This window comes from Kitasatospora sp. NPDC059088 (assembly GCF_042738155.1).
Taxonomy (GTDB): Bacteria; Actinomycetota; Actinomycetes; order Streptomycetales; family Streptomycetaceae; genus Kitasatospora.
This window is the reverse complement of sequence record NZ_JBHYGR010000012.1, coordinates 39,356-66,197: the sequence shown is the minus strand read 5'-3', so window position 1 is coordinate 66,197 and position 26,842 is coordinate 39,356. Positions and strand designations below refer to the sequence as shown.

At 73.3% G+C, this 26,842-nt stretch carries 31 protein-coding genes and 1 tRNA gene; 9 read left to right on the top strand and 23 right to left on the bottom strand.

All coding sequences use genetic code 11. The features are described 5' to 3' along the window. The first annotated feature begins 222 nt into the window (after positions 1 to 222). The gene (locus ACFWXO_RS08335) at positions 223 to 828 is read left to right on the top strand and encodes an AAA family ATPase (RefSeq protein ID WP_380522835.1); all 606 of its coding nucleotides are present in this window, start codon (positions 223 to 225) and stop codon (positions 826 to 828) included. Positions 829 to 846: 18 nt separating this feature from the next. Here the strand turns inward: ACFWXO_RS08335 and ACFWXO_RS08330 are convergent, their stop codons facing one another. Continuing rightward, positions 847 to 1,239, bottom strand: coding sequence for a hypothetical protein (locus ACFWXO_RS08330; RefSeq protein WP_375897391.1), 393 nt, complete (start codon positions 1,237 to 1,239; stop codon positions 847 to 849). 188 nt (positions 1,240 to 1,427) lie between these two features. Here ACFWXO_RS08330 and ACFWXO_RS08325 point away from each other — a divergent pair, with 188 nt between their 5' ends. Further along, positions 1,428 to 1,940, top strand: coding sequence for an AAA family ATPase (locus ACFWXO_RS08325; protein ID WP_380522863.1), 513 nt, complete (start codon positions 1,428 to 1,430; stop codon positions 1,938 to 1,940). Positions 1,941 to 2,451: 511 nt separating this feature from the next. Here ACFWXO_RS08325 and ACFWXO_RS08320 read toward each other — a convergent pair. The 3 genes from ACFWXO_RS08320 to ACFWXO_RS08310 all read right to left on the bottom strand — a co-directional run bounded on the left by ACFWXO_RS08320 (position 2,452) and on the right by ACFWXO_RS08310 (position 5,642). Further along, the gene (locus ACFWXO_RS08320; RefSeq protein WP_380522834.1) at positions 2,452 to 2,979 is read right to left on the bottom strand and encodes a ferredoxin; all 528 of its coding nucleotides are present in this window, start codon (positions 2,977 to 2,979) and stop codon (positions 2,452 to 2,454) included. Positions 2,980 to 3,231: 252 nt separating this feature from the next. Then, positions 3,232 to 3,915: a hypothetical protein gene (locus tag ACFWXO_RS08315; protein WP_380522833.1), complete on the bottom strand. Its 684-nt coding sequence runs from the start codon at positions 3,913 to 3,915 to the stop codon at positions 3,232 to 3,234. Between the two features lie 122 nt (positions 3,916 to 4,037). Continuing rightward, positions 4,038 to 5,642: an AMP-binding protein gene (locus ACFWXO_RS08310; RefSeq protein ID WP_380522832.1), complete on the bottom strand. Its 1,605-nt coding sequence runs from the start codon at positions 5,640 to 5,642 to the stop codon at positions 4,038 to 4,040. Positions 5,643 to 5,732: 90 nt separating this feature from the next. On the opposite strand from ACFWXO_RS08310, the gene ACFWXO_RS08305 reads away from it, so the two are divergent. Further along, positions 5,733 to 6,389, top strand: a complete 657-nt coding sequence (locus ACFWXO_RS08305) for a GNAT family N-acetyltransferase (protein WP_380522831.1) — start codon at positions 5,733 to 5,735, stop codon at positions 6,387 to 6,389. Between the two features lie 504 nt (positions 6,390 to 6,893). Here the strand turns inward: ACFWXO_RS08305 and ACFWXO_RS08300 are convergent. The 4 genes from ACFWXO_RS08300 to ACFWXO_RS08285 form a co-directional block, all read right to left on the bottom strand. After that, entirely contained in the window at positions 6,894 to 7,622 is a 729-nt protein-coding gene (locus ACFWXO_RS08300) for an HAD family hydrolase (RefSeq protein ID WP_380522830.1), read from the bottom strand. A 131-nt stretch (positions 7,623 to 7,753) separates the two neighbouring features. Continuing rightward, positions 7,754 to 8,278, bottom strand: coding sequence for a hypothetical protein (locus ACFWXO_RS08295; RefSeq protein ID WP_380522829.1), 525 nt, complete (start codon positions 8,276 to 8,278; stop codon positions 7,754 to 7,756). A gap of 79 nt (positions 8,279 to 8,357) precedes the next feature. Continuing rightward, complete coding sequence (locus ACFWXO_RS08290; RefSeq protein ID WP_380522828.1) at positions 8,358 to 8,930, bottom strand: SMI1/KNR4 family protein; 573 nt, start codon at positions 8,928 to 8,930, stop codon at positions 8,358 to 8,360. A gap of 72 nt (positions 8,931 to 9,002) precedes the next feature. Further along, a complete protein-coding gene (locus ACFWXO_RS08285) occupies positions 9,003 to 9,353 on the bottom strand; it encodes an ArsR/SmtB family transcription factor (RefSeq protein WP_380522827.1) in 351 nt (116 codons plus the stop codon). Between the two features lie 141 nt (positions 9,354 to 9,494). On the opposite strand from ACFWXO_RS08285, the gene ACFWXO_RS08280 reads away from it, so the two are divergent. Continuing rightward, a complete protein-coding gene (locus ACFWXO_RS08280; RefSeq protein ID WP_380522826.1) occupies positions 9,495 to 10,679 on the top strand; it encodes an MFS transporter in 1,185 nt (394 codons plus the stop codon). 61 nt (positions 10,680 to 10,740) lie between these two features. Here ACFWXO_RS08280 and add read toward each other — a convergent pair whose 3' ends face one another. From add to ACFWXO_RS08255, 5 genes are all read right to left on the bottom strand, one after another. Then, positions 10,741 to 11,694, bottom strand: a complete 954-nt coding sequence (gene add / locus ACFWXO_RS08275; protein ID WP_380522825.1) for an adenosine deaminase — start codon at positions 11,692 to 11,694, stop codon at positions 10,741 to 10,743. 66 nt (positions 11,695 to 11,760) lie between these two features. Further along, complete coding sequence (gene pgm, locus ACFWXO_RS08270; protein WP_380522824.1) at positions 11,761 to 13,401, bottom strand: phosphoglucomutase (alpha-D-glucose-1,6-bisphosphate-dependent); 1,641 nt, start codon at positions 13,399 to 13,401, stop codon at positions 11,761 to 11,763. Between the two features lie 219 nt (positions 13,402 to 13,620). Beyond that, positions 13,621 to 13,926 carry a YciI family protein gene (locus tag ACFWXO_RS08265; protein WP_380404508.1) on the bottom strand — a complete coding sequence of 102 codons (306 nt, stop codon included), beginning with the start codon at positions 13,924 to 13,926 and terminating at the stop codon, positions 13,621 to 13,623. A 105-nt stretch (positions 13,927 to 14,031) separates the two neighbouring features. Further along, positions 14,032 to 14,811, bottom strand: coding sequence for a GNAT family N-acetyltransferase (locus tag ACFWXO_RS08260; protein ID WP_380522823.1), 780 nt, complete (start codon positions 14,809 to 14,811; stop codon positions 14,032 to 14,034). A gap of 100 nt (positions 14,812 to 14,911) precedes the next feature. Next, a tRNA-Tyr gene (locus ACFWXO_RS08255) sits at positions 14,912 to 14,991 on the bottom strand. A 517-nt stretch (positions 14,992 to 15,508) separates the two neighbouring features. On the opposite strand from ACFWXO_RS08255, the gene ACFWXO_RS08250 reads away from it, so the two are divergent. Together ACFWXO_RS08250 and ACFWXO_RS08245 are read left to right on the top strand one after the other, a co-directional pair. Continuing rightward, entirely contained in the window at positions 15,509 to 15,853 is a 345-nt protein-coding gene (locus ACFWXO_RS08250) for a hypothetical protein (RefSeq protein ID WP_380522822.1), read from the top strand. After that, positions 15,850 to 16,239: a hypothetical protein gene (locus ACFWXO_RS08245; RefSeq protein ID WP_380522820.1), complete on the top strand. Its 390-nt coding sequence runs from the start codon at positions 15,850 to 15,852 to the stop codon at positions 16,237 to 16,239. Before ACFWXO_RS08250 ends, ACFWXO_RS08245 begins: the two co-directional genes overlap by 4 nt. A 16-nt stretch (positions 16,240 to 16,255) precedes the next feature. On the opposite strand, the gene ACFWXO_RS08240 is transcribed toward ACFWXO_RS08245, so the two are convergent. From ACFWXO_RS08240 to ACFWXO_RS08210, 7 genes are all read right to left on the bottom strand, one after another. Further along, positions 16,256 to 17,212 (bottom strand): helix-turn-helix transcriptional regulator, encoded by a 957-nt coding sequence (locus tag ACFWXO_RS08240; protein WP_380522819.1) that lies wholly within the window; start codon positions 17,210 to 17,212, stop codon positions 16,256 to 16,258. A 108-nt stretch (positions 17,213 to 17,320) separates the two neighbouring features. Beyond that, a complete protein-coding gene (locus ACFWXO_RS08235) occupies positions 17,321 to 17,872 on the bottom strand; it encodes a pyridoxamine 5'-phosphate oxidase family protein (RefSeq protein WP_380522818.1) in 552 nt (183 codons plus the stop codon). 137 nt (positions 17,873 to 18,009) lie between these two features. Then, positions 18,010 to 18,300 (bottom strand): hypothetical protein, encoded by a 291-nt coding sequence (locus tag ACFWXO_RS08230; RefSeq protein ID WP_380522817.1) that lies wholly within the window; start codon positions 18,298 to 18,300, stop codon positions 18,010 to 18,012. A 50-nt stretch (positions 18,301 to 18,350) separates the two neighbouring features. Continuing rightward, complete coding sequence (locus tag ACFWXO_RS08225) at positions 18,351 to 19,232, bottom strand: ABC transporter permease (RefSeq protein ID WP_380522816.1); 882 nt, start codon at positions 19,230 to 19,232, stop codon at positions 18,351 to 18,353. Then, a complete protein-coding gene (locus ACFWXO_RS08220) occupies positions 19,192 to 20,115 on the bottom strand; it encodes an ATP-binding cassette domain-containing protein (RefSeq protein WP_380522815.1) in 924 nt (307 codons plus the stop codon). The genes ACFWXO_RS08225 and ACFWXO_RS08220 overlap by 41 nt, the downstream gene beginning before the upstream one ends. Beyond that, positions 20,112 to 20,594, bottom strand: a complete 483-nt coding sequence (locus ACFWXO_RS08215; protein WP_375893813.1) for a MarR family winged helix-turn-helix transcriptional regulator — start codon at positions 20,592 to 20,594, stop codon at positions 20,112 to 20,114. The genes ACFWXO_RS08220 and ACFWXO_RS08215 overlap by 4 nt, the downstream gene beginning before the upstream one ends. Before the next feature lie 215 nt (positions 20,595 to 20,809). After that, positions 20,810 to 21,013, bottom strand: a complete 204-nt coding sequence (locus ACFWXO_RS08210) for a cold-shock protein (RefSeq protein ID WP_375893810.1) — start codon at positions 21,011 to 21,013, stop codon at positions 20,810 to 20,812. A 383-nt stretch (positions 21,014 to 21,396) separates the two neighbouring features. Here ACFWXO_RS08210 and ACFWXO_RS08205 point away from each other — a divergent pair, with 383 nt between their 5' ends. Both ACFWXO_RS08205 and ACFWXO_RS08200 read left to right on the top strand, forming a co-directional pair. Next, positions 21,397 to 21,627, top strand: a complete 231-nt coding sequence (locus tag ACFWXO_RS08205; protein ID WP_375893807.1) for a hypothetical protein — start codon at positions 21,397 to 21,399, stop codon at positions 21,625 to 21,627. Positions 21,628 to 21,832: 205 nt separating this feature from the next. After that, entirely contained in the window at positions 21,833 to 22,165 is a 333-nt protein-coding gene (locus ACFWXO_RS08200) for an ArsR/SmtB family transcription factor (protein ID WP_375893805.1), read from the top strand. A gap of 40 nt (positions 22,166 to 22,205) precedes the next feature. On the opposite strand, the gene ACFWXO_RS08195 is transcribed toward ACFWXO_RS08200, so the two are convergent. Next, entirely contained in the window at positions 22,206 to 22,343 is a 138-nt protein-coding gene (locus ACFWXO_RS08195) for a hypothetical protein (protein ID WP_380522814.1), read from the bottom strand. Positions 22,344 to 22,709: 366 nt separating this feature from the next. Here ACFWXO_RS08195 and ACFWXO_RS08190 point away from each other — a divergent pair, with 366 nt between their 5' ends. Next, positions 22,710 to 24,737 (top strand): HelD family protein, encoded by a 2,028-nt coding sequence (locus tag ACFWXO_RS08190; RefSeq protein ID WP_380522813.1) that lies wholly within the window; start codon positions 22,710 to 22,712, stop codon positions 24,735 to 24,737. A 43-nt stretch (positions 24,738 to 24,780) separates the two neighbouring features. On the opposite strand, the gene ACFWXO_RS08185 is transcribed toward ACFWXO_RS08190, so the two are convergent. Beyond that, positions 24,781 to 26,130 (bottom strand): MFS transporter, encoded by a 1,350-nt coding sequence (locus ACFWXO_RS08185; RefSeq protein ID WP_380522812.1) that lies wholly within the window; start codon positions 26,128 to 26,130, stop codon positions 24,781 to 24,783. Continuing rightward, the gene (locus ACFWXO_RS08180) at positions 26,127 to 26,738 is read right to left on the bottom strand and encodes a winged helix-turn-helix domain-containing protein (protein WP_380522811.1); all 612 of its coding nucleotides are present in this window, start codon (positions 26,736 to 26,738) and stop codon (positions 26,127 to 26,129) included. The genes ACFWXO_RS08185 and ACFWXO_RS08180 overlap by 4 nt, the downstream gene beginning before the upstream one ends. Positions 26,739 to 26,842: the final 104 nt, after the last annotated feature.

The window sequence follows — 26,842 nt, the reverse complement described above, 5'->3', positions numbered from 1 at the left end:
CCCGGGCGCCCCCCCCGGGGCGCCGGACCGCGTGGGGGGGGGCCGGCGTCCCCAGCCCGGGGGGGCCCGGGGGGCGGCGGCAGCGGGACCAGACCGTGGGCCGGCTTCCGGGCGCCGGGGGCCTGGCCGCGGGGCGCCGCTCACCGGGCGTCCCGCCTTCCCCACTCCCCTAGAGTCCACCGGAACCCGAAAACGATTACCGCCCTCCTCTAATGTGACGGTATGCACACCGACCACCGTCCCTGGGACGTCCTGCTGATCGGCGGCGCCTCCGGCCTCGGCAATAGCCGCGCCGCCGAGCGCCTGGCCGCCGAGCACGGCGCGTTCACGGTCGAGTTCGACGACGTCGTCGCCGCCCTGCAGGCCGCCACCACCCCCGCCACCCACCCCGCGCTGCACCACTTCGCCCCCTACCGCGACCCCGAGCGGGAACTGGGCGCCGACCGCGTCCTGGAACTGCAGATCGCCACCGCCCACGCCCTGGACGAAGCACTGCTCGGCGTCGTGCGCAACCGCCTGAGCGTGGACGTGCCGGCCGTCGTCGAGGGCGACTACCTCACCCCCGCGGCCGCCGTACGGGCCGCCGCCGAGGCCGCCGCCCTCGGCCGGCGCCTGCGCGCCGTCTTCCTCCACGAGGGCGACCCGCGGCGCATCGGCGCCAACTACGCCCACCGCGAACCCGACGCCGGACCCCAGGACGCCCGCGCCGACGTCAGCGCCCGCTACTCCCACTGGCTCGCCGACGGGGCCCGCGCCACCGGCCTGCCGGTGGTCGAGTGCCGCCCCTACGACACCCTGCCCGCGCGCCTGACCGCCGCCCTGGCCTGAACCCGCGGCAGCCTCCCCCTACTGGCCTCCGGCGGGGGCGTCCTCGATGTCCGAGATCAGCTTGGTGCTCAGGTCGCTCTGCACCGCCAGCCGGGTGTGCCCGGCGTCGGGGCCGGTGCCCCAGGTGAGCGTGACCGTGGTGAACAGGTGCCCGGCGCCCGAGTCGTGGTAGCGCACCTCCCAGGCCGTGGGCACGTCCTGGGCGCGCAGCACGCCGTCGGCGTGGTTGGCCTCCTCCCACGCCGCCAGGCGCTGACGGAAGTCCTCGGTGAGGTAGTGGGCGCGCAGGCCGTCCGACAGGTCGTCGGTGCCGTCGGAGACGGCGTCGATGTAGGCGCCGTAGAAGTCGGCCACCCGGTCGACCGCCGAGTCCGGGCTGCCGCCGCGCACCGCGTCCCCTGGCTGGGTCATGATGGTCCCCTCCGTTTCGTACGGGCCCGCGCGCCGTCGAGACGCCGCCCGGGCGGGTCGGGCCGGTCCGTCGGTCCGTCGGTCCGTCCACCGGTCCCAACGATCGCCGGGCGCCGGAGGTTTCGGGTACGAAGTCCCAACGGGCTGGACCGGCGAGCGGGTTGGACGGGAGGCAGGCGTTGCTGATCGTGGTGAGCGGCGGGCCGGGCAGCGGCAAGACGACGCTGGCGCACGCCCTGGCCCGGGCCGTCGGCTGCCCGGCGGTCGTCCGCGACGAGCTCAAGGAGGGCCTGCTGCACGCGGGCACCCGTACGCCCGAACCCGACCTGGCGGTGCGCGACGCGTTCTTCGACGTCCTGGGCGTACTGGTGGACGCCGGGATCAGCGTGGTCGCCGAGGCCGCCTACCAGGACCGCCTCTGGCGCACCGGCCTGGCCCCGCTCGCCACCCGCACCGACCTGCGCATCGTGCACTGCCGGGTGGCCCCCGCCCTGGCCCGGCGCCGCATCGCCGAACGCCTGGCCACCGGCGCCCACCGCGCCGCCCACGCCGATCACGCCCTGCTCGCCGCCCCGACCGGCCCGGGCAACCTGATCGACGACTTCACCCCACTGTCCCTGCCCGTACCCCACCTGCACGTGGACACCACCCACGGCTACCACCCACCACTCCCAGACATCACCGCCTTTGCCCGCCCATGAGCGCCGGGCGCTGGAGCCCCAACCCAGGCAGCCCGCGCACCGGAAGTCGGCCCCGCCGACTTCCCGCGCAGGCGCCGCCGAGCAACCGGTGGCCGGACCGGCCGTGCTCACGAGAGCGCGGTGAACACCCCCCTCGACCAACACCGGCACCACGGCAGTGGCGTCCAGCTCGACCGCGACCTCCACATCCTCCGCGAGACCACTGTGCGTCAACTTCCGCCTCGACACGCACCCGTACCACCTTCCCCGACATGACCTACCGAGGCTCCATCCGACAGGATCGGTGCCTGGTAGCCGCCGGCAGGTGGGCCTCATCTCCGGCGACAGCGCCGACGCCCAGGGAGTCAAGGTCGTGACGCGCGCACAAGACCCTGATCTGGGAACGCACCCGCATCACGCAGCGGCTGCGGCACGCCCTGCTCGACTACTTCCCCGCCGCCTTGGAGGCGTCCGACGACCGCCACCGGGATCCAGCTTGGTCCCAGCGGGCCCACGCACTCGCCGCGTGACGCTACAGCTCGGGCAACCGGTCAACGGGGGTGGGGGACTGCCGCACTTCCAGCCAGTAGAGGTAGATCCGCAGGTCAGTTGCCAGATCACCGGCGATGTAGCGCTCGAAGTCGCGAACGGCAGCGGCTATGCCCTGGTCTGCCCGGGCATCGCTCTCATCCCACTTGCTCCGCTGATCGGACAGGTATTGCACGACCTGGCCGCGGTTACGCCACCACTCCCGGACCGTTTCCGGTGTCCATCGGGAGTCGCCGTCACAGCCGTACCCGAGGAACGGGTCGCTGCCTGCCGCCTCGACCAGCAGCGCGGTGTCCGCAGGCGTTCGGGGCTGGCGATAGACGTACTCGCTGAGGTACTCGCCTCCGTAGAGGACGTGGGCGGGCGCCGAGAGCCGTCCCGTCCAGCAGGTGTCAGTCTCCCCGCCGTAGAAGGGCCCGGGGACGTTGAGCCACAGTCGGTCTTCCCAACGGCCCCGAAAGGCATCGCGGTCGTTGCCGAGGACAGCCACCGGGTCGAAGTAGAGCGTCATCCGCCGAGACTAGGGCATTCGTTCGAGCTGAACGACGGGCCGCCGATGGGAAGGGGACTGCCTCGCCCCGGCTCCCGCAGCGCCGCTGTCACCACGCCCGCACCCAACAGCTCCCCCAGTGCCGGACGCAGCGTGCCGTCGGGCCAGGGTGGTGGCACTGCGCAAGCAGGCGGCCACGACGGTGGCGCCGGCCCGGTGGGTGGTCGCGTATGGCGGGCGATCCTGCTACGGGCAAACCGTTCTGACGATGGGTCAGTTCCGGCGCCAGGGCATGGTGAGCGCGGCGGTACGGTCGCTCCACCGTTCGGCCGTCCAGCCCTCGACGCCGTAGCGCGCGCCCCAGTTCGTGCCGTCCCAGTCGTGCCCGGGCGTCCACGGCGGGCGTGGCGGCTGCCATCCTCCGGGGGTGGGGGTGACCAGCAGTTCGTCCTGGTGGGCGTAGCCACCGGTGAGGACGGTGGTGACGAACTGGGCGAAGCCGCCTTCGTGGACGTCCAGTGCGCCGTTGAGGCCGCCGCAGTCGAAGACCGCCACCGGCCACCGGTCCGGGTCGGGGCCGGTGGTCAGCCAGCAGCAGTGGGCGTGGTTGCTGTTGACGGCCCAGGAGAGCAGGCCGCCGGGGTCGGGGAAGACCGGGGTGTGGTCCTGGTCCCAGAACTCGTCCTCGCCGTGGACGAGTTCGCGCAGCTCCCCGTCGCTCCGGGTGCGCCAGTCGGCGAAGCCGTCGGGTGTGCCGTCGGGGCGGGTGCGGACCGGGGCGGTGAGGCCCCACTCGCCGTTGAGGTTCACCGCCCCGTAGAGATCGATGAACGCCCGGTAGTCGGAGGGCAGTTGGACCCCGAGTTCGGCGGGGGCGAGTTCCCAGGGGACCTGTGCGGGGGTGTAGGCGGGCTCGCCCATGATCGCCCGCAGCCGCTCGAACGCCGCTCCTGCCATGTGTCCCGCCTCGTCTTCCCGCATCCGCTGCCCCGACTGCCCAACTGCCCGGCCTGCCCGGCCTGCCCGGACGGCTCGTACTGTAGGCGAACCGTCCGACAGCCGGGCGAGCCGGGCGGGCGTCAGCGGGATGCGGCGTCCTGGCGCAGGCGCTTCTTGTCGGGCTTGCCGACGGAGGTGAGCGGGATGGCGTCGACCAGGTGGAGGGCTTCGGGGGCGTAGAGGCGGCCCTTGTTGGCGGTGACGAAGGCGCGGACGTCGTCCAGGTCGGGCCGCTGGCCGGGGGCGGGGACGACGACGGCGTGGACGTGTTCGGCCTGCTGGTCGTCGCGGACGCCGTAGACGGCGCACTGGGCGATGGCCGGGTGGGTGAGGAGGAGTTCCTCGACCTCGGTGGGGTAGACGTGGCCGCCGACGACGATGATCAGGTCCTTGAGGCGGTCGGCGAGGTAGAGGTAGCCGTCGGCATCGAGGTAGCCGATGTCGCCGGTGTCCAGCCAGCCGTCGCGCAGCACCTCGGCGGTGAGTTCGGGCTGCTTCCAGTAGCCGGCCATCAGGGTGGCGGAGCGGACGTGGATCTCGCCCTGCTCGCCGGCGGGCAGCACGGTGCCGTCGGCGGCCCGGATCTGCACCTGGACACCCGGCAGGGGGCGGCCCACCGACAGCTGGCCGCCGAGGCCGGTACGGTCGTGCTCGTGCGGGCCCAGGACGGCGATGTTCTGCGCCTCGGACATGCCGTAGCCGCTGACCAGGACGGGCCCGAACGCCTTGAGGGCCTCGCGGACGCGGGCCGGGGAGGCCGCGCAGCCGCCGTAGGAGAGGCGGCGCAGGCCGGACAGGTCGGTGCGGACCAGGGCCGGGTGGTCGAGCAGCCGGTACAGCAGCGGGGGCAGGACGAACAGGTCGGTGATGCGTTCGCGCTCGATCGCGGCGAGGACCTCGCCGGGCTCGAAGCCGCGCTGGAGGACGACGGAGCCGCCGTGGTGCAGGGTCAGGTCGGCGAGGACGCCGGCGAGATGGGCGAGGGGGGTGGCGGCGAGCAGCCGGGGCTTCTCGTCGGTGGGGCGGGCGTCGGAGAAGGCGGGGAAGTCGAAGGCGCTGCGGTAGGGGCCGTGGAGGCTGAGGATGCCCTTGGGGATGCCGGTGGTGCCGCCGGTGTGGCGGATGCCGAGGTCGTCGCCGGGGCCGAGGGCCACGGCCGGGTCGGTGGCGGGGTGGACGGCGCTGGCGGCGATGGCGTCCTCCCCGATGCTCCCGATGCCCCCGGTGCCCCCGGTGGTGTCGGGGCCGGGGCCGAGGGTGAGGACCGTCGGAACGTCGATCAGCGGCAGCAACTCGGCGGCGCCCGCGTACCGTTCGGCGTCGACGAGGAGCACGGTGGTGTCCACGCTGGCCACGATCTCGGCCAGCACGGGGGCGCTCATCCCGTCGTACAGGTTGACCACCCGGGCCCCGGCCAGACCGGCCGCGTAGCGGGCCGCGAGGGCCTCGGGGGTGTTGCCGGTGAGCAGGGTGACGGTACTGCCGCGACCGGCACCGCGGGCCAGGAGCTCGTGGGCGAGGCGGTAGGCGGTGGCGGCGAAGTCGCCGGCGGTGATCCCGTCGCCGTCGGCGGAGGTGATGGCGAGCCGTTCGGGGTGCGAGGCGAGGGAGCGCAGGATCAGGGCGGGGGCGCTGACGAACTCCCGGGCGCTGTCGGCCGCTTGTGCTGCGGAAGGGGCAACCATGGCCCCCACCCTAGCCCCGGCACTGCCGCGCTCCGGCGCGGGCGCGAAAACCGGGGTGCGGGCGGTGCCGGCTCCCGGCACACTGGGCCGATGATCACCGACCACTGGCCGTTGAAGGGCCTGCGCGTCACCACGCCGCGCCTGGAGCTGCGCCTTCCCCGCGAGGACGAGCTGTCCGAGGTCGCCGACCTCGCCGCGCGCGGGGTCCACGCGCCCGGCCAGCGCCCCTTCCTCACCCCGTGGGGCGAGCTGGCGCCCGCCGAACGAGCCCGGCACGTCCTACAGATGCACTGGCGGCGGATGGGGCGCTGGACGGCGCAGCACTGGGCGCTGGACCTGGTGGCCTTCCACGAGGGGCGGCCGGTGGGCGTGCAGGACATGCGGGCCCAGGAGTTCGCGGTGCGGCGCGAGATCGCCTCCGGTTCATGGGTGGGCCTGGAGCACCAGGGCCGTGGGCTGGGCACCGAGATGCGCGCGGCGATGCTCCACCTGGCGTTCGCCGAGCTGGGCGCCCGCGCGGCGACGTCGGTGTCCTTCACCGACAACCACTCCTCCCTCGCGGTCTCCCGCAAACTCGGCTACCGCGACGACGGCATCACCCTCGACATCCTCGACGGCCGGGTGGTGGAGTCCCAGCGCCTGCGCCTGTCCCGCGACCACTGGCAGGGCCCGCCCGCCCCCGTCACCGTCACCGGCCTCACCCCCACCTGCCGCACCCTCTTCGGCGCCGACACCCCACCCTCCTGACCCCCTGCCCGCCGTCCCCCGGGGCCGGCAAACCCCGCGCACCAGAAGTCGGCCCGGCCGACTTCCCCCGCGCTCCGGCCCCACGGGGGAACACCCGCCGCCAAGCCAGCCGAGGTCAACGGCACTCCCCCGCACAGGAAGTCGACGCCACCGACCTTTCGTGCAGGGGCCACCGCCGAGAAGCCCCACAACGCGATGGGGCGCGGCCCTTGTCAACGCTCTCTGAACTTGATCCCCGGTGTGGATTGTCAGCGAGCGCCCTGGCTGTGTCGGCAAGGCTGCCAGCCGAGACACGTGCCCAGTTCGTCGACGCCGTGGCGCGAGCAGTGATCCGTTGCTTCGACGAAGTCGCCACGAGGTACGGCGAGAGCGGATATCGCGGCAAGTGGGGCGAACACTTCCCCCGCGCCGAGCTCGAAGCCCTCAGGTCGCTCTGGCGCACGCACCGGTCCGACGCGGCATCCTGAACCCCCGGGGCCCGTGCGGGCCGCGGGGTGCCGGAGGTCAGGGGGTGGGGAGGGCGGCGAGGGCGGGGGCGAGGGGGTGGAGGGTGTGGAGCACGTGGATGCCTTCGGCGACCGGGGTGGTGGTGGCGGCGCGGTCGAGCCAGAAGGCGTGGAGGCCGGCCGCGTGGGCGCCTTGGGCGTCGACGGTGTAGTTGTCGCCGACGTAGGCGACTTCGTGCGGGGGCAGGCCCAGGGCGGTGCAGGCGGCGTGGAAGATGCTGGGGGCGGGTTTGGCCTCGCCGTGCTGGTCGGAGCAGACGATGACGTCGCCGACGTGCCCCAGCAGGCCGATGGCGCGCAGTTTGCGGCGCTGGTGGTCGGTGTCGGAGTTGGAGACGATGCCCAGGCGGTAGTGGGGGGCGAGGCGGCGCAGGGCGGGTTCGGCGTCGGGGAAGGCGCGCCAGGCGGCGTCGCGGTGGGCGGCGTAGCCGGCGAACCAGGCGGCGGCCTGGTCGTCGGTGAGGTGTTCGGCGCCGTCCTGGCCGAGGTGGGCGAGGAAGCGGCGGGTGCGTTCGCACTGCTGGCCGCGCAGGGTGAGTTCCCTGGCGAGGTAGCGGGCGTAGCTGTGCTCCATGACGGCGCGCCACAGGTCCAGGGCGGCCCGGGGGCTGGGGAACCGTTCCAGCAGGCCGACGTCTCGCAGGTGGGCGAGGATGCCCGCCTCTTCCGAGTGGGTGTAGTCGAACAAGGTGTCGTCGACGTCGAAGAGCACGCCCCTGATCGGCATGGACCGTCCCCCTTTTCCGTGTGTCCGCGGTGCGTCCTGCACCTTACGCGGCTGGTGGGGGCGCTGAGGCGCCGAGGGTGCTGTCGGGCCGGTGCGGTGCGGGCGTGGTCGGCTCCACTCCCGCGGGGCGGCTACGTCGCGGCATAGTCCTTCCACCGTCCGTGGTCGACGGCGTACTCGAAGATCTCGCGGAACGTCGGGAAGAACGCCAGATCACCGTTGCCGAACCACATGAACCTTCCCGGTCCCGCCCCGGGCGGGATCATGAGGATTCCCGCGGATCCGTCGGAGTTCACCGAGACAGGCGCGAGGAGCACGTCCGGCGCGAGCCCGCAGTCGACGCAGAACTCGCCCTGCACAAGGTCGACGAACGCGCCTCCTGCCTCCGGAGGCGTTCCACCGGCCCAGTCGCTCCAGCCGAACACCGGCATGGATCTGTCGAAGTGGGCCATGCCGTCGCCCTGCAGGAGGAATTCGGCATAGGTCGGGTCCAGCGGCTGGCCCATCCAGCGTTCGAGTTCCGCGACCTGGTCCGGCGTTGCCGGCGGCCGCAGGCCCGGTGCGGGCGACATCCAGTCCGGATCCGGATCGGCGAGGTGCTCCCGCATCCTCTGCTCCACGACATCGCGCACCCACTCGCTCAACACAGCCGTCACGTTCTTCTCCCTTCGCCGTCCCTGCCACTGACGATTCTCCAGCAGGGACCGACACACGGGCATCGTCCGATCGCCGTCGTCACCACGGACGGGACTGGGGCCGGACCCTGGGCAGGCCCCAGGGTTGGACGGCTTCGCTGGTCAGGTCGGCCAGGAACTGCACCAGCCCGCCGCCGTAGTGCCACCAGGCTCCGCTGCGCGAGGCGACCGTGACCGTCCACTCCTGCGGGCCCGCCGGGCTGGTGCTCCACAGGAACACGTCGCCCTGGTTCGAACCGCCCCACGGGAGGAAGCCGCCCGGGCTCGGGTACGGGCGCAGCGGGATGACGGGGTCGCTGTCCTCGCACCACTCCGCCACGGTCTCCAGATCGTCCTGGAGCCACTGCGGCCACTCCCGCTCGCGGCCGGCCGTCGGGTGGTGGACGGAGAGGAAGTCGCCGAGCACGAAAGGGGGGTAGAGCTCGCAGAGGCGCTGGTAGTCGGCGGGCACCGGGGAGCCCAGCGCGGCCTCGAGGGCCGGCCAGTCGAAGGTCGCGGGCGCCGCGAGGCGCAGTGCGTCGAAGCCGGGTACGGCGCGTTCGAGTTCCGCGATCGCCTCGTCAGGGTCGAGCAGGCGGCGGTGCGGTGTCTGGGTAGCGATGAGGTCCTCCACCGGACCAGGCTGTCACGACGGCGGCACCGGTCTGTTCCCGGGTGGCCCGGCGACCGCGGGGACGGGGCGCCCTCAGGCGTCGGCGGCCGCCACCGCCGTCGGCCGCGGGGCGGAGGCGAGGAGGGCGTCGAGCAGCCCCGGGAAGCGGGCGTCGAGGTCGGTGCGGCGAAGGCTGACGAAGCGGTTGCGGCCGGCGACGCGGGTGGTGGTGACACCGGCTTCGCGCAGGACGCGCATGTGGTGGGAGACGGTCGACTTGTGGAGGTGGTCCAGGCCCAGGTCGCGGGGGCCGCAGGAGTGTTCGGCGCCGTCGGCGTAGCTGAGCAGCAGGCGCATGCGCACGGGGTCGCCGAGGGCGTGCAGGACCGTGACGAGGTCGATGTCGGCGGTGGGGGGCTGGGGCAGCCGCTCGTCGTCGGTCATGGGTGGGGCTCCGGTCCTCGGGGTCCCGCACGGGCGCGGGCGACAGCAGGAATGGTTTGACAATTATCCACCAATCCCCGATTGTTTGGCGAGCGTCAAACCGTTGCATGTTCGTCCAACAATTGACCCGGGGGGCTCTCCGTGCCCGTACGCCTGCTCCTGCTCGCCCTCGGCACCTTCGCCATGGGCACCGACTCGATGGTGGTCGCCGGCATCCTCGGACCCATCGCCGCCGACCTGCACGTGTCGGTGGGCGCCGCCGGCCAGCTCGTCACCGTCTTCGCACTCGGCTACGCCGTGCTGGCCCCGCCACTGGCCGCCGCCACCGCCCGCTGGCCGCGCCGGCGCCTGCTGCTGACCGCGCTCGCCCTGTTCAGCGCCGCCAACGCCCTCAGCGCCCTCGCCCCCACCTACCCCCTGCTGCTGGCCACCCGGGTGCTCGCCGCCGCCGGCGCCGCCCTCTACACCCCTACCGCCAACGCCGTGGCCACCACCCTGGTCGCCCCCGAGCGGCGCGGCCGGGCCCTGGCCACCGTGCTGGGCGGCATGACGGTGGCCACCGCGCTGGGCGTGCCGCTGGGCACCTGGGTGGGACGCACCGACTGGCGCCTGACCATGTGGCTGGTCACCGTCCTCGGCCTGGCCGCACTCGCCGGACTCGCGCTCCTGCTGCGCGACCTGCCCGCTCCCACCGCCGCCCCCACCCTCGCCGCCCGGCTGGCCCCGCTCGCCTCACGCCGCGTCCTCGGCGCCGCCGCCACCACCCTCACCTTCTTCCTCGCCTTCCAGAGCGTCTACATCTACCTCGCCACCGCCGTGCACGGCGCCACCGGTGGCGACGCCGACAAGCTGAGCCTCATCCTGCTCACCGCGGGCGTGCTCTCGGTCGCCGGCAGCTGGTTGGGCGGACGCCTGGTCGACCGCGCCGGGGTGCGGGCCGTCCTGCTGACCGGCTCCGCCGTCGCCGCCTGCGCCTTCACCGCCCTGCCCTGGCTGGGGCGCAGCATGCCCGGAGCGCTGGCGTACGCGGCCGTCGTCCCCCTGGCCGGATGGGCCGTCTCCGTCGCCCTGCCCCACCGGCTGGCCTCGATCGACCCCGCGAACGCACCCCTGCTGATCTCCCTCAACAGCAGCGCCCTCTACCTCGGCACGGCCGCCGGAGGCCTCGCCGGATCAGCCGCCATCACGGTCCTGGGCACCCGCTGGTTCCCGCTGGCCGCGGCCGTACTCGCCCTCGTGGCCTGTGCCACCGCCGCGGCCACCACCCGCGACCAGCGCACCTCCGCCGAGGCCACCGCCACGCCGCCCACCCCCGCCCGCACCTGAACGTCCGCACCGGCCCCCGAACCACTCGCGGGCCCGGACGGGCGGACGGCCGGGCGCGCCGTCAGGGAAGCAGGCGGGCGCGGACGGCGTCGTCGCAGAGCGCGCCGGCCAGACCGGCGGCGTAGGCGGCGGAGGCGTCGAGCCCGAGGCCGGCCGCCACGTCGTGCTCACGGTTGAGGTCGGTGCCGAACATGGCCGGGTCGTCGGTGTTGATCGAGCACAGCGCGCCGGCTTCGCGCAGCCGCGGCAGCGGGTGCTCGGAGAGGTCGCGGACGACACCGGTCCGTACGTTGGAGGTCGGGCACACGTCGAGCACCACGCTCCGGTCGACGATCTCGGCCAGCAGCTGCGGGTCCTCCACAGCCCGGATGCCGTGGCGCAGTCTGACCGCGCCGAGGTCGAGGGCCTCCCGGATCGACTCCGGGCCGGCGGTCTCCCCCGCGTGCGGCACGAACGCGAGTCCGCCGTCCTGGGCGATCCGTACGGCCTTGCCGTAGGGCGCGAGCGGACCGCGCCGCTCGTCGCCGCCGATGCCCAGGCCGACCACGCCGCGGTCCCGGTAGCGGACCGCGACCCGTGCGCACTCCTCGGCCAGGTCCACGGGGCACCCGCGGTAGAGGTCCGGGGTCAGCCGCACGGTCACGCCGAAGCGCTCCTCGGCCTCGACGGCGCCTTCGCAGTAGCCCGCGAAGATCTCGTCCCAGCCGATCCCGTCCGCCTCCACGCGCTCCGCGGGGGAGAAGATGCCCTCCAGGTAGACCGCGCCCTGGCCGGCCGCCTGCCGTGCGTAGTCGACGACCACCTGGCGGAAGTCGTCGGCGGTGCGCAGGCAGTTGGTCGTCATCACCCACACCTCGATGAAGTGACGGAAATCGGTGAACCGGTAGAGCTCGGCCAGGCCTTCGACCGTGTCGACGGGAAGTGGCTCGTGGTTGCGCCGGGCGATCTCCAGCAGCGTCCGCGGCTGGATCGACCCCTCCAGGTGCACATGCAGTTCGATCTTCTTCGTCGTCATGTGCGGGAGCATTCCACAGATCGGACGGGCGGCCGCCGCCGGGGCCGACGCCCGAAGCCGGGCGGCTCAGCCGCCGAGGACCTCGCCGACCAGGGCGCGGGCCTCCTCCTGCACCCGGCCCAGGTGCTCGGTGCCCAGGAACGACTCGGCGTAGATCTTGTACACGTCCTCTGTGCCCGACGGGCGGGCCGCGAACCAGGCGTTGTCCGTGCACACCTTGAGACCGCCGATGGCCGCCCCGTTGCCCGGCGCGTGGGAGAGCACCGCGGTGATCTTCTCCCCCGCCAGCTCGCCCGCCGTGACCTGCTCCGGCGCCAGACGCGCCAGACGCGCCTTCTGCTCGCGATCCGCCGGGGCGTCGACACGGGCGTAGGCCGGAGCGCCGTGCCGCTCCGTCAGTTCGCGGTAGTACGCGCTGGGAGTGGCGCCGGTGACCGCGGTGATCTCGGCGGCGAGCAGGGCCAGCAGGATGCCGTCCTTGTCGGTGGTCCACACCCCGCCGTCACGGCGCAGGAACGAGGCGCCCGCGCTCTCCTCGCCGCCGAAGGCGATCGAACCCTCCAGCAGGCCGTCGACGAACCACTTGAAGCCGACCGGGACCTCCGTCAGCGCACGTCCCAGATCGGCGGCGACCCGGTCCAGCATCGAGGAGGACACCAGGGTCTTGCCGACCGCCGCGTCCCGGGGCCAGTCGGCCCGGTGGCGGTACAGGTAGTCGACCGCCACCGCCAGGTAGTGGTTGGGGTTCATCAGCCCCCCGTCGGGCGTGACGATCCCGTGCCGGTCGGCGTCGGCGTCGTTGCCGGTGGCGATCGCGTACTCGTCCTTGCGGCCGATCAGGGACGCCATCGCCGCCGGCGAGGAGCAGTCCATGCGGATCTTCCCGTCCCAGTCCAGCGTCATGAAGCGCCAGGTCGGATCCGTCACCGGGTTGACCACGGTCAGGTCCAGACGGTGCACCTCCGCGATGCGCCCCCAGTAGGCCACCGACGCCCCGCCCAGCGGGTCCGCGCCGATCCGCAGCCCCGACGCCCGCACCGCGTCCAGGTCCAGCACCGACGGCAGGTCCTCCACGTAGGAGCCCAGGAAGTCGTACCGCTCCGTGGTGGCCGCGGCCAGCGCCCGCGCGTACGGGACCCTCTTCACCCCCCGCAGACCCTCGCGGATCAGCTCGTTCGCGCGGTCCTGGATCCACCCGGTGGCCTCCGACCCCGCCGGCCCCCCACTGGGCGGGTTGTACTTGAAGCCGCCGTCACGCGGCGGATTGTGCGACGGCGTCACCACGATACCGTCCGCCAACGCCCGCGGACTGCGCCGGTTGTGCGCCAGGATCGCGTGCGAGACCGCCGGCGTGGGCGTGTACCCGTCGGCGTCGTCGATGAGCACCCGCACACCGTTGGCCGCCAACACCTCCAACGCCGTCGCCTTGGCCGGCTCGGACAGCGCGTGGGTGTCCGCGCCGAGGAACAGCGGGCCCGCGACGCCCTGTTCGGCCCGGTACTCGCAGATCGCCTGCGTGGTCGCGGCGATGTGGTCCTCGTTGAACGCCACGTCCAACGAGGAGCCGCGGTGCCCCGACGTCCCGAACGCGACCCGCTGCGCCACCTCCTGCGGATCGGGGCGCAGCGCGTAGTACGCCGTCACCAACCGCGCCACATCCACCAGGTCCCCGGGCTGCGCCGGCTGCCCGGCCCGTGCGTGTCCCATCCGTCCACTCCCGCCGATTCCACGAACACTCGCGTTACGTCCTCGCCCCGCGCTCACCGATCGTAGCCACAAGACGACCGTGCCCCGAACCGTACGGGCGGGTCCGGGGCACGGGAGCGGGATTCCGCGCAGGGCGCGGGTGGGCTACGGAGGAGCGCGAAGGAGTCCGGAGGAACGCGGAGGGAGTCCGGAAGCGGTTCAGAAGGGTTCGGGAGGGGTTCAGGAGGCGGGCAGTTGCTGGCGGTACGCCTCCAGCGCCGGGGCGGTGACGGTGGCCAGGAACTCCGTCACCCGGTACTCGGTCAGGCCCAGCCGGACGAACGGGTCGGTGGCCACCAGCGCCTCGATCGCGGCCCGGTCCTCGCCCACCGCGAGGATCACCCCGCCGTCGCGCGGCACCTTGCGGCCCGAGGCCAGGAAGGTGCCGGCCGCGTAGTGGCCGTTCAGCCACGCCACGTGCGCGGGCAGGGCCTCGTCGATCCGCTCCAGCTCGGCGGTGGTGTACGTCAGCTCCAGTACGAACATGCCGTCAGGCTAGCGGCGCGGGCCGACCGGCGGGGCGGCGGGGCGGCGGGGCGAAGAACCGGGGCACCGGGACACCGGGACACTGGACCACCGGAGCACCGCGGTTCAGCGGGAGGCCCACCAGGTCGAGGGCGCGGCGACGGTGTAGCCCAGCGACTCGTACAGCGGGCGGCCCAGCTTGGAGGCGGTGAGGGTGGCCGGCACCTGGGCGAGGTCGGCGAGCGAGGCGGTCATGACGGCCCGGCCCACACCGCGCGAGCGGAAGGCGGGCGCGGTGCCGACCCAGTAGTGGCTGGCGAGGCCCTCGTCCACGACCCTGACGCAGGCGCCCGCGGCGACCCCCTGGTGCGAGGCGAGGAAGACGTCCACGCCCGGCCGGCCGATCAGCGCCGCCGGGAACAGCTCACCGGGGCGGTAGGGCTCGAAGGCGGCCAGCTCGAAACCCTCGATCACGACCCGCTCGGCCGCCCGGAGGTCCTCGCCACCGCTCACCCGCACCACGTCCAGCCCCGATCCGCCCGCAGCGGCAGGGGCAGCGGCGGGCAGGCGCAGCATGACGGGCATCTGCCAGTTGCGCAGGCCCAGATGGCTCAGGTCGGTGGCGCTGAACGGGTCCTCGGCGTTGACCGGTCCGGGGGCCCTGCGCACCAGTTCGGCCAGCTCGGCCAGTTCGCCCTGGTCGAGGTCGTTCTCCTGAACGAGGATCCGCAGGCCGGCGCGCTCGTCGCCGTCGACGGCGAGGAAGCCGCGGCGCCGGATCACCTCGTGGCCGCGGGAGTCGCCCGTCGCGGCCCAGAAGGCGGCCGAGTTGCGGGCCTGACGCAGCGGCGCCTCGGCAAGGGTGAGGGATACGGGCTGGTCGGTCGCGGCGGTTCCGGTTGTCATGCTGCCTACCGTAGTACCGAATTGACCGGCCACACAGGGCCAATCAGGCATCGACCCACTGGGCCACCTCGGGATTCGGGGATGGTGCGCGGGAATGGGGTGGGCGAGGGCGGATTCGAACCGCCACAGCCGAAGCGGGGGCTTTACAGGCCCTTGGGCTCTCCAGTGCCCAGCTCGCCCGGGGTCACGTCCGCGCCCGGCCCGCAACGCCAGGAGGGCGCGGGCAGCGGGGGACGCTCGTAAGAAGGGAACGCCCGTGGGGAGGGGACGCTCAGCGCGCCGGGCGATAGCCGAACGCGCGCGGGCGGGGGCGATATCGAGCGCCACTGCTGGCCATGGCCCGTTCCCCTTTCCCTGCGCTGCGTCGGTGTGTTCCGCGATCAGCGTGCCGCATGCGCTCCTGGGGGCGCAACAGGTTTTCCGGGCCCGGCCCCGGGAGGGTGCCGACCCCAATCCTGCCAGCTCAGGCCAGGGATCGGTAGGACTCAGCACACCCTTCTTGTGCCTTGCCGCCGCCCCCGCGCACCCCGCACACTCGTGCAACACCCCACTCCCCCGACGGCCTTCGCGCCGCCGCCCGCACTCTCCCGGGCGGCCGGCGCGCACGCCGCCGTGCCCGGACACGGCCGGACACGGCCGCGGCGGCCCGAGAGGAACGGGGTGCGAACGAGAGCAACGACGAAGGGGGACACGCCACATGAACGTCCACGCGGACCTGGTCCTGAAAGCCCGGATCACCCTGCTGAGCCACAACGAGCGGATCCTGGAGGGCGAGGAGGGCCTGCGGGTCTACCGGCCCCTGTTCGCCGTCAACCCCCACGTGTACGCCTACAAGCTCGCCTACGTCCTGCGCACGCTCGCCGAGACCAGCCCTCGCGCGGCAGCCCGGCCCGGCGCCCGGGAGGCGCTGCTGGAGGAAGCCCACGCCGCGAGCGCGCACATCCCCGCCGACGCCCCCGCCCACCAGCGCCGCATGTGGGAGCACACCGTGCCGCAGCTCCAGGAGTTCGAGCGCCGGCTCGGGCAGGCAGGCGCCCGATGAACGGCGCCGACGAGAACCCGACACCGCGCCCGAACCCGGTACCGCACCCGGACCTGGTACTGCGGGCCCGGATCCGGCTGCTGATCCGCGACCACTGGGCCCTCGACGGCGAGGAAGGCCTGTGGGTCCACCGCACCCTCTTCGCCGTCAACCCCCGCGCCCACGCCTACCACCTCACCAGAGTCCTGCTCGGCCTCAGCGACCACCCCCGCCTGGCCGACCAGCCCCACGCACGACGCGCACTCCTCCACGAAGCGGTCGACGCCGCCGCACACATCCCCACCGACGCACCCTGGCACCAGACCAGGTACGAGCAGTTCGCGCGCGGCGCACTCACGCGCCTCGACCAGGAAGGACGGACGCCACGACCGGACAGCAGCACCTGACCGGGCCCGCCCCGGCTCAGGTGTAGCGGGCGGCCGCGCGGCGGGTGGCCTCGGCCAGGCGGGCGCGCAGTTCGGGAGGGCCGAGGGCCTCAACCTCCGGGCCCAGGCGCAGGAGTTCGAGGTAGCCGATCTCCTGGTCCTCCACCGGCAGGGTCACGGTGACCCAGCCCTCGGCGTCCGGCGGGCCGGCGGTGGCGAGGGCGTCGGCGGCGGCGGTGGCCTCCAGCAGGGCGGCCAGGTTGGCCACGGCCCACGGGCTGAGCCGCACCAGCGCCCGTTCGCGCAGCATGGTCCGGGTGAACGCGCGGGCGGCCTCGTCCCAGTAGGCGGCGAGGTCGAAGTCCGGGTCGCGGTCGAAGCGTTCCTCGCCTGCCTCGGCGGTTTCGAAGCGGTCGACCCGGTAGGAGCCGATGCGCCCCGAGGGGCTGCGGGCCGCGACGTACCACTGCCCGGCCTTGAGGACCAGGCCGTACGGTTCCAGCCGCCGCTGCCGGGTGCCGCCGCGCGCGGCGTAGCGGGCGTGCAGCACCCGGTCCTCCCAGACCGCGCGGGAGACCTCGGCCAGCAGCGGCGGTGTCCCGGCCTCGCGGAACCAGGCCGGGGCGTCCAGGTGGAAGCGCTGGGCGGCGGCCGCGGGGGCGTCGCCCAGGGCGGCGGCGACCTTGAGCCGGGCCGCCAGGGCCTGCCCGGCCAGGCCCATGTCGCGCAGCGGGCCGGGCAGGCCGGCCAGGTGCAGGACGGCGGCTTCGGTTCGCTCCAGACCGGTCAGGCGGGTGCGGTAGCCGTCGACCAGCCGGTAGCCGCCGCCCCGCCCCCGCTCGGCGTACACCGGCACCCCGGCCTCGGCCAGGGCGGCGACGTCGCGCTGCACGGTGCGTTCGGAGACCTCCAGCTCGGCCGCGAGGTCGGCGGCGGTCATGCTGCGCCGGTGCTGCAGGAGCAGCAGCAGCGCGATCGCCCGGCTCGCCCGCACCCCGGCCCTCCTCGTCCGTCCGCCCCTGCTGTCCGCCACCCCATTGTCACCGCCCGCGCCGCACCCGACGCATCCCGACGTACGGGCCGGCGCCGGGCACGGTCATGGTCAGGCCCGCTCGGCCCGCTCGGCCCGCTCCACCGTCGCGAGGAGCTCGGCCGGATCGGAGGCGAAGGCGGCCATCCAGTGCGGACGCAGCCGGTAGTAGACGACGTCGTGCTCCCAGTCGAAGACGTCACGGCCGTAGAAGTCCTGGAAGTAGGCCAGGAGTTCGGGCCAGTCGGCGGCCGGCTCGCCATCCCGGGGGTTGAGGGTCTCCACGGTGCCGTGGGTGAACACGCCCAGGTCCTCCCCCCGCAGATGGGCCGCGCTGACGGCGGGCCGGGCCGCCAGGTGACGGGCCTTGGCGGCGGTGCGCGCGGTGCCGAAGTACCACCTGCCGTACAGGAAGTGACCGTCCACCCCGCTGATCCGCGGCTCGCCCTTGGCGGTGACGGTGGACAGCGCGAGCGTGCACATCCCGGTGAGCACCCGGGTCAACTGGACGGCGGTGAGGGTGCGCTCGCTGCTGATGATCGAGCGCAGATGGGCGGTGGAGCGGGCGAGCGAGGCGTCCAGGAGGGCCTGGAGGCGGGCGAGGTCGTCGGGCGTCTCGAGCATGGGATCCCTTGTCCGTGGTACGTGGCCCCGGCCGACGCCGTCACCGCGCCGACCGGTCCCCCCACTCTCGCGGCGAAACCCGACACCTCCTGTCGCCTTTCCCCCTGCCGTCTCCGGACAGTACGCCGCCGTCGCCGCTACTGCCCCGCGTTGCGCTCCCGCGTCTTTCGCTGCATCTCGTCCAGGATGGCCATGGTCTCGGGGTGAATCGGGGCCTTGCTCTCACCCTCATCGACGTCCCGCGGATTCTGCCGCGCCTGCGGAAGAAGCTCGTCGTAGCGGGGGTGACCGGGCTCGAACTTGTACCACCCGTCGTAGAAGTACCCCTCCGGGGCCCGTCCGCCGTACCGCTGCCAGATGGTGACGCCGTCGGCGTCGAGCATTGGATTCCCGGTGACGTGGTAGCTCTCAGAATGCTCGCTCAACATGCTCCTCGGAGAAGAGAAGGGGAGGAACTCGTGCGCCGGGGGCGGGCGCCTCAGCGGGCCAGGCGGGCCAGGAGGGCGGAGGCGGCGGCGATGCCGGCTGCGGTGGCGGCGGCCAGGACGGCGAAGTCCAGGGGGAGGTGGGAGGGGGTGCCGATGAGGAGGCCGCGTAGGGCGTCGACCTGGTAGCTGAGCGGGTTGGCCTTGCTGACGGCCTGCAGCCAGCCGGGCATCAGGTCGACCGGGTAGAGGGCGTTGGAGCCGAAGAACAGCGGCATGGTGATGGCCTGGCCGATGCCCATCAGGCGGTCGCGGGTGAGGACGATCCCGGCGATGGCCATCGAGAGGCAGGAGAAGAACGCCGAGCCGAGCAGCACCGCGACGACCACACCGAGCAGGCGCAGCGGGTTCCAGGTCATGGCGACGCCGAGGGCGGCGGCGATCAGGACCACGACGACGGCTTGCAGGACGGCTTTGACGCCGGCGGCGAAGGCCTTGCCGGTGACCAGGGCGGCGCGCGGGGTGGGGGTGACCAGGAGTTTGGTGAGGACGCCGGAGTCCCGCTCCCAGATGATCATGATGCCGTAGAAGATCGCGATGAACATCGCGGACTGGGCGATGATGCCCGGGGCCAGGTAGTCGAGGTAGGGGATGCCGCCGGTGGGGATGGCCTTGAGGCGGGTGAAGGTCTCGCCGAAGATCAGCAGCCAGAGGGCCGGCTGGACGGCGCGGGTGTAGAGCTCGGTACGGTCGTGGCGCAGCTTCTGGAGTTCCACCGCGCACATCGCGCCGACCCGGGCGGGCACCAGGCGCCAGCCGGTGCGGGCGCGCGGGGGCACCAGCAGCAGGCTCAGGTCCGGGACACCAACGGGGGTGGTGCCGGGGGTGGGGGGCTCAGCCGACGCGGCTGGCGGTGCGGCGGGTGCGGCGGACATCGCCGAAGTCTCCTTCCGTGGCGTCGGCCAGGTCACGGCCGGCGAAGTGGCGGAACACGTCGTCGAGGGTGGGTTCGTCGCCGCCGGGGAGGGCGTCGCGGATGCCCTCCTTGAGCTCGGCGGGGGTGCCCAGGGCCCGGATGCGGCCGCGGTCCATCAGGGCGATGCGGTCGCAGTGGCGCTCGGCCTCGTCCATGTAGTGGGTGGTGACCAGGACGGTCATGCCGGTGGCCCGGCGCACGGCGTCCACGCGCTCCCACACGCCGGTGCGGGCGATGGGGTCCAGGCCGATGGTGGGCTCGTCCAGGACGAGCAGGCGCGGGGCGCTGACCAGGGCCTGGGCGAGTTCGAGGCGGCGCACCATGCCACCGGAGTAGGTGCCGGCCATCCGGTCGGCGGCGTCGGTGAGGTCGACGGCGGCCAGCGCCTGGGCGACGCGGCGGGCCCGCTCCGTCCTTGGGACGTCGAAGACCCGGGCGAACAGGGCGACGTTCTCCCGCCCGGTCAGCCCGGCGTCGGCGGACAACTGCTGCGGCACGTAGCCGAGCAGGCGCCGTACCTCCATGGGCCGGCGGGCCGCGTCGTGGCCGAAGACGCGCACCATGCCGGGGCCGGCGGGCAGCAGGGTGGTGATCGCGCGGATGGTGGTGGTCTTGCCGGCACCGTTGGGGCCGAGGAGGCCGAAGACCTCACCGGTCCGTACGGTCAGGTCGATGCCGTCCACCGCGCGGGTGGTCCTGCCACGGCCGTGGGTGAAGCTGTACTCCAGGCCCCGGCACACCACGGCCTCCGCCGCTCCTGGTGTTCCCGGCGCTCCCGGTATTCCTGGCGTTTCCGGTGTCCCTGGCGTTTCCGGTGTTCCTGCTGGTTCCGGTTCGGTCATCGCGGGTCCTCCTCGGGCAGGTCGCGCAGCCCCTGGGTGAGGGAGCGCAGCGCGGGCAGGGCGGCGGCCAGCGCGGCCCGTTCGGGGCCGGGCAGGCCCGCGACCAGCTCGCCGGTCAGTGCCCGGCGCCGCTCGCGCCAGGCCTCGATGCGCTGGTGGGCGGCCTCGGTGGCGTACAGCAGGGCGGCCCGGCGGTCGGCGGGGTCCACCTCGCGGCGCAGCATGTCCTGGGCGACGAGCTGGTTGACGAGGGTGGAGACCGAGTTGCCGGCCAGACACAGTTCCTCGGCGGCGGCGGAGACCCGCAGGCCCGGGGTGTCCATCACCAGGTGCAGCAGTTCGACCTGGGCCCCGCGCAGGCGGGGCTGGTCCAGGCCCTGGCGCAGGCGGCGGCGCAGCATCCGCTGGATGCCGGTGAGGAGGGTGGAGAACTCGTCGGCGAGGGCGCCGTCGGGCGGGTGGGTGGGTCCTGTCTCCATATTCCGATTTTAGCTCTCAGTGAGAGGTATCTGTCGAGAGGGCGGACGGGGGCGGACGGAGGCGGACACAGGGGCGCGGTGAGGTGCGGGCGGCGGGCGGCGGGCGACAGGCGACAGGCGACAGGCGACAGGCGACAGGCGCAGCAAAAGGCCCCGCACCGGCGCTTGCTCGCCGGTACGGGGCCTGTGTGCGGGGCCTACGTGGGCCCGCCTGGTCAGATCGCGCGGACCTGCTCGGCCTGCGGGCCCTTCTGGCCCTGCGTGACCTCGAACTCGACCGGCTGGTTCTCCTCCAGGTTGCGGTAGCCGCTGCCCTGAATCGCGGAGAAGTGGACGAAAACGTCCGGGCCGCCGTCGTCCTGCGCGATGAACCCGTAGCCCTTCTCCCCGTTGAACCACTTCACAGTACCCGTGGCCATGCCGATCTCCCTTCGGGACGAAGGGGTGCGCGCTGCTGCGCACCCCTCACGGTGGTCGCGTCCAGGAACAGTGCGTTCAGCAGTACCGCGGACAGCGAATTTCAATGATCATGCTACCGACCGGTCGCCGTCCACATCCGGCTTTCGCCCAGATCCGGCCACTTCCAACCCGCCCACCCCGGCCAGGCGTTCGCACATCGGCACCGCGGCTCCGGGCGCCGGGCCGGCCCGCCCCTGCCGGCACCCGTCCGTTCCTTGCTCAGGATTCGCTCAGATACCGGACCATCCCGGACGTTCCGTGCAAGGATCTTCACAGTCCCCGGAAGGGACCCGCCGCCACCCGCCGGGCCCGACCCGGGACCGGAACAAGGGGGAACGAGAACATGGGCACCGTCGTCCTGCTCCTCGCCGCACTGGTCGCCACCATCATCGGCACCACCGTCGTCCTGATCCGCCGGGAGAGGGCCCGCGGCACACACTCCGAAGACGCGGGGCTGCTGGTCGAGTTGGAACGCACCCGCCAGGCCACCCACCTGCGCAGCACCTACTCCAGCCGCGCCGTCCACCACGGCACCGGCATGGCCTCGGACGACCTCCACAAGTACTACTCCTAGCCCGGCCGGCCCCGGGCGCACCCGGGCGGAACGTGCACATCCGGTGCTCAACCTGTGGTGCAGAGGTGTTGCAGCGGGCATGGCGGGGCCCGTCCCGTAGTAGCGTCTGCCATGAAGTCGCGCACCGTGCGCGGCGGTTGACGGGGGTTCGACTCGGAACGGGGGCCAGGCGTGGGAAGGGGTGGTGGGTGTGGGACGGGCACGCGTGACGGCGCGAGTGATCGTGCACCCCGGTGTGGAGGACGTCAACGTCCAGCAGGTGTTGGAGGCCCTCGCCGACCCGGCGAGGCGCAAAGTGGTGCACACCCTCGCCCACTCGGGCGCTGACCTGAGCTGCGGCTCCTTCGACCTACCCGTCGGACGGTCCACCTCCAGCCACCACTTCTCCGTCCTGCGCGCGGCCGGAGTGGTGCGGCAGTACTACGTCGGCACCACGAAGATGAACACCCTCCGCACCGAGGAACTCGAACAACGCTTCCCCGGCCTCCTGACCGCAGTCATCGCGGCCGCCGACACCGAAGCCCACGACATTCCCTGAAATCCCCTGGCCTCCGGCCCCAGCGTCTCCGGGCCGGGGGTCAGGGGCCGGGCGCGTCGCCGCCGTTGACAAGAAGGGCGTCCGCCTCGCGGACCCAGGAAACCCAGCATTCCGTGTCGATGCCGGGCAGGGCGGTGAGCTCCAGTACGCCCACCGACTTCCACCCCAACTCGGTCATGGGATTGGGGGACTGCCCACTGATGAAACGCCATGGCCCGTGCGGATCCCCGTACGGGCCCCCGTGTCCGGCGGTGGGGATGCAGAGGGCGTCCGCCTCGGCGATCGGTTTGCCCAGGAGGTCGACCAGGGTCGCGAGAATGCTCCCGAATTCCCCTTTTCCGGATACCTAATTGGCGATTGACAAAGTGATGGAATTCAGTCACAGGGACATGTCTGCACCGTACAAGTCAAGACTTACCTTCGAGGAAATCCGACCGTATGGTATGGCTCGAATCGAAGGAGCTCCCTGTTGCCGAAGTTGTCGAAGATGTCGAAGACGACGAATGACCCTTCCACGCTCGCAGTTGACGCGGAGCGGGATTATGTGTCCTCCCTGTACGAGTTCCTCGCCGGGCGCCTTTCCGAGGCGCGGGCGCAGCGGGCGCGTGTGCTGAATGCCCCGGCGGACGGCGCCGGTGAGGCGTACGAGCGGGAAATCGCCGCCGAGCGGCTGGCCAAGGAGATCGGCCGGCTGGAGGGTGCCGAACGGGGGCTGGTCTTCGGGCGGATCGACTGGGCGGACGGCACGGCCCTGCGCATCGGGCGGATCGGGCTGCACACGGAGGAGGACGAGCTGCCCCTGCTCGTGGACTGGCGCGCGAACGCGGCGCGGCCCTTCTACGAGGCGACGCCGGTCCACCCGATGGGCCTGCGGCGGCGCCGGCACCTGCGTCTGGAGGAGCGCACGGTCGTCTCGGTGAACGACGAACTGCTGGACGGGAGCGCCCCGACCGACGAGGACGTCGTCGGCGACGGCCCGTTGACGGAGGCCCTGTCGGCACGGCGTACGGGCCGGATGCACGCGGCCGTCGCGACGCTGCAGGCCGAGCAGGACGAGATCGTCCGTTCCGCCCACCGCGGGGTGACCGTGGTGCAGGGCGGGCCCGGCACCGGCAAGACGGTGGTCGCCCTGCACCGGGCGGCCTACGTCCTGTACGCGTTCCCGCGGGCCGCGGAGGAGGGTGTCCTGGTGCTGGGCCCGAACGCCCGGTTCCTCGACTACATCTCCCAGGTCCTTCCCTCCCTCGGCGAGAACGACGTCGTCCTGGCGACCTGCCGGGAGCTGGCCGGGGTACCCACGGACGCGGTGGACCGGTTCGACACCGCGCGCCTCAAGGGCGGCACCGACCTCGCCGACGCCCTGGCCGGCCTGCTGCGCGCCCGCCAGGCCCCCGCCGGTGACTTCACGGTGCGGGTCGGACGGGAGGTGGTCCACCTGTCCGCCGAGGAGGTCGCCACGGCACGCGACGCCGCCGTCGCGGCCGTACCGGGGCACAACCCCGCGCGCCGGGTGTTCACGGAGCTCCTGGTCGACGCCGTCACCGACGCGATGCAACGGGACATGGGCGACCTCCTGGAGCAGATCGACGCCGATGCCGCCGCGATGACGGGCCTGGACCTCGACAAGTTCACGGGGGCGGGCCGCAACCGCGCCGAAGGTGCGGCCGACCCCGGTCCGGCCCACGAACTGGACCTGGACGCCGTCCGGGCCGATCTCCTCGACGATGCCGGTGTGGACCGGGCGGTCGAGCTGCTGTGGCCGCGGCTGGTGCCCGGTGACCTCGTGAACGCGCTCCTGACGGACGCCGACGCGCTCGCCGCACACCTGCCCCACCTCACCGCGCCGGAGCGGTCCCTGCTGCTCCGCGACCCGGACGGCCCGTGGACCGACGCCGATGGGCCGTTGCTGGACGAGGCCGCGAGCCTGGTCGACGGCCCGCCCGAGCGGACGTACGGGCACGTCGTCGTCGACGAGGCGCAGGAACTGACCGCCATGCAGTGGCGGATGATCGTCCGCCGCTGCCCGGCGCGGGCGATGACGCTGGTGGGCGACTTCGCCCAGGCGGGCCCGGTCGCGACGGCGCGCGACTGGAAGGAGGCGCTGAGCCCCCACGTCGGACCGCGGTTCAAGCTGCACGACCTGACCGTGAGTTACCGCACCACCCAGGAGATCCTGGAGAGCGTCCGGGACCTGCTGGCCCGGATCGCCCCGGACCAGCGGCCCACCCGCTCACTGCGCAGCGGTGAGCTCCCCCGCACCGTGACCGCGCCGGCGGACGAGCTGGCCACCGCCGTCGTCCAGGAGCTCCGCGCCCAGGGCGCCGCGCACCCGGGCGAGCTCCTGGGAGTGGTCTGCGCGGACGCCAGGGTGGGCGAGCTGACGGCCCGGGGCGTCGCCGACCACGCGCGGATCGTGCCGGCGTCCGAGGCGCGCGGCCTGGAGTTCGACGGGGTCGTCGTGCTGCACCCCGAGGAGATCGTCACGGCCCGCCCCGGCGGGAAGCGGGACCTGTACGTGGCCCTGACCCGGGCCACCAAGCGCCTCTGCACGGTCACCGTCGGGCCCGCCTGACGGCTCGGCGCCCCCGTCGCCGCCGCGGGCTCGGCGGCCGCCCTCAGGGCGAGTCTGACATGCCCTCACCCTGGCCGGCCGGGGTGGGCAGGTCGCGGAGTCGGCGGATCGGGGAGGGCAGGAGCCAGAGGACGGAGGTGAGGGCGCCGATGGCGGCCACCCACAGGGTGGGGCGCAGGCCGATGGTGGCGGCGAGGGCGCCGCCGACGAGCGAACCGAGGGGCCGGGTGCCGAAGTTGACGCAGCGGTAGGCGCCGAAGACGCGGGAGCGCAGGTTGTCCGGGATGATCGCGGCGAAGATGGAGGCCCCGGCGACGTCCAGCCACATCACTCCGAGTCCGGCGCCGAACTCGGCCGCGAAGAGAAGCGCGAGGACGACGGGGGTGGTCCCGTGCGCGGCGGGGATCAGCAGCAGGGAGGCGGGGTAGAGGGCGGTGCCGAGGATGAAGGTCGGCCCGACGCCCATGCGCCTGGTGACGGCGGTGGCGCAGAGCGCCCCCAGGAGTCCGCCGACGGCCCCGGCGCCCAGCACCGCGCCGAGCAGGCCGGGGTCGAGGCTCAGCACGGTGGTGGCGTACAGCACGAGCAGGGCGGTCAGCATGAAGGTGAAGAAGTTGGCGGTGGCGGTGGCGGCGAGCGAGGCGCGCATCATCGGCGACCCGAGCATGAACCGTGCGCCTTCGGCGAGTTGGCCGCGGGCCTTGCGTTCCGCCGGGGGTTCGGCGGGGGCGATGCGGGACAGCGCGAAGGCCGAGGCCGCGTAGGAGAGCGCGTCGGCCAGCAGGGCGAGCGGCGCGGAGAGGACCTGCACCAGCACTCCGCCGATGCTCGGCCCGGCCACCTGGGCCATGGCGCGGCTGCCGCTGACCAGCGAGTGCCCCTCGACGTACCGGTCGGGCGGGACGAGGGCGTTGAACAGCGGTGCGTCGCAGACGTCGAAGAGGACCGAGAGGGTCCCGGCCGTCAGGGCCACCGCGTACAGCTGGGCGAGGGTGAGCGCGTCGAAGGCGTAGGCCAGCGGGATGGTGGCGACGAGGGCGAACCGGCCGAGGTCGGCGGCGATCATGACCCGGCGCCGGTGGCTGCGGCGGTCGGCCCAGACGCCCGCGTGGAGCGCGAAGAGCAGGTTGGGCAGCCAGGTCGCGGCGGCGAGGTAGCCCATCTGGAGGGCGTCGGCGTGCACGGCGAGGACCGCGACGAGCGGTATCGCGAGGGAGGAGATCTGGTCGCCGAGGCCGGATATCGTCTGACCGGTCCAGTAGCGGCGGAAGGCCCGTTCCCGGAGCAGGACCGGCAACCAGCGCATCCGCGTCCCGGCGGGAGTCCGGTCGGGCGCCGACCGGTCGGGGGCGGGCGTGTCAGGGGCGGGCCGGTCGGGGGCGGGCGCGGTCACGGGGTCGGCTCCTGCTCGCTCCGGCCGTCGGCGCGGGTGGGGAAGGCCAGCTGCAGCACGGTGACCGGCCGGGAGCCCTCGGGGCGCTTGCCCGCGTCGTCGAGCCGTTCCAGGTAGGGCCGCATCAGGTCCTGGATCCGCCCGCCCAACTCCTCCAGCTCGGCTGCCGTCAGGTGCAGGAGGGTGTCGCCGAACTGCGCGGCCTGCCGCCACTCGGCCGGCTCCTGGGCCTGCCCCTGGACCCAGCGCGTGGTGAGCTCGAAGTACCGCTCGGCGATGGCCAGTTGGAGCGCCTCCGTGGCGGCGGCCGCCGCCGGGTCCGCGATGGCGCCGGAGTCCCAGCTGGTGAACATGGCGGTGGCCTGCCACGGCTTCTCCCGCCCCCGCCCGCCCCCGGCCTCCTCCACCAGGCCGTACTTCGCCAGCTGCCGCAGGTGGAAGGAGCAGCTGGCGACGCTCTCGCCGGTGGCTTCGGCGGCCTGGGTGGCCGTCATCGGGCCGTCCCGGCGCAGCAGGCCGACCAGCACCAGCCGGGTCGGGTGGGCGTAGGCGCGCAGGGCGCGGGGGTCGGTGAGGCGGATGGAACGCGGTGAGTTCTCCTCGGGCATGCATGTAAAGCTATCTTTAGAAAGAACTCTTTACAAGGGTCGGGGCCGGAGGCTGCACGCCCCCGGCCCCAGGCCCTGACCCTCGTCCCTGTCCCCCGCGGCGG